2 protein-coding genes are annotated in these 1,206 nt (G+C 63.8%); both read left to right on the top strand.

The features are described 5' to 3' along the window. The first annotated feature begins 128 nt into the window (after window positions 1–128). Window positions 129–1,004, top strand: coding sequence for a tyrosine-type recombinase/integrase (locus AWB72_RS28310; protein WP_087129215.1), 876 nt, complete (start codon window positions 129–131; stop codon window positions 1,002–1,004). Between the two features lie 21 nt (window positions 1,005–1,025). Further along, a partial coding sequence (locus tag AWB72_RS28305; protein ID WP_208863198.1) for a transposase zinc-binding domain-containing protein occupies window positions 1,026–1,206 on the top strand: 181 nt, incomplete at its 3' end.

Genomic DNA, 1,206 nt, shown 5'->3' with positions numbered 1-1,206 from the left:
CGGCGGACTAAACCGCTCGCGCGGTAGGGGCTACGGTCAGACTTCGGTGGGCAGGGAGAGGCCGGCATCGTGGTTCCGTATGTTGGCGAATGAGGCAGTCCGCCTCGTTCTCCAGCAGGAGCCGAATCATGACCTCCTCACAGTCAAACGTCAGTCCGCTGCGCCAGCGCATGATTGACGACATGCGCATGCGCCAGCTTGCCCCCAAGACCCAGGACATCTACCTGCACATCGTGCGTGAGTTCGCCCGTTTTCTCGGGCGCTCACCTGACACGGCCACCGTCGAGGACCTGCGGCGCTACCAGCTCTATCTGGTCGACCACGGCACATCGGCCGTTTCGCTGAACCACGCGATCACCGGCCTGAAGTTCTTCTTCACAGTCACGCTCGACCGGCCCGAGCTGATGGTCAGGATGCAACCCGTGCGCGTGCCTCGCGTATTGCCCATCGTGCTCAGCCCCGACGAAGTGCGGCGGCTCATCGAGGCCGCCGGTAACCTGAAGCACCAGACCGCGCTGTCGGTGGCGTACGGCGCGGGGCTACGCGCCAGCGAAGTGGTAGCGCTGAAGGTCACCGACGTCGACAGCGAACGCATGACATTGCGTATCGAGCAGGGTAAGGGCCGCCGTGACCGCTACGCAATGCTCTCGCCGGTGCTGCTGGAGCGCCTGCGTGTGTGGTGGCGCGTGGCCCGTACACAGGGCAAGATGCTCGATGGTGGGTGGCTGTTTCCCGGGCTCGATCCGCTCGATCAGCTGAGCACGCGGCAACTGAACCGCGCCATTCATGCCGCCGCCGAGGCCGCGAACATCGACAAGCGCGTATCCATGCATACCCTGCGTTACAGCTTCGCCACCCACCTGCTCGAACAGAAGGTCGATATTCGTGTGATCCAGGTGCTGCTCGGCCACGCCAAGCTCGAGAACACCGCGCTCTACGTCCAGGTGGCCACCGATCTGCTACACGAGGTCACCAGTCCGCTGGACCGTCTGCCTTCCGAGTAGGCCCGAGCGCTGTAACACCTCATGCTGGAGGTTGCGGACATCTTCCGCAGCCACGGGCCAGCGTGGCGAGCCAACACACGCCTGAGCCTGGGGCAGCTGAAGGTCATGTCGGCCATCGAACGGTGCCGCACAGCGGCACTGGGCGGACATGTGCTGCGCTGTTTAGGCTGTGCAAAGACAGAAGTGTCCTTCAACTCCTGTC

The sequence above is a fragment of the Caballeronia concitans genome (assembly GCF_001544615.1).
In the GTDB taxonomy this organism is placed as follows: domain Bacteria; phylum Pseudomonadota; class Gammaproteobacteria; order Burkholderiales; family Burkholderiaceae; genus Caballeronia; species Caballeronia concitans.
This window is presented reverse-complemented; position numbering and strand designations above follow the sequence as displayed.

Bases quoted from the DNA above. Each gene is read 5' to 3' on its own strand.
- AWB72_RS28310 (WP_087129215.1), top strand. From the start codon at position 129: ATGACCTCCTCACAGTCAAACGTCAGTCCGCTGCGCCAGCGCATGATT.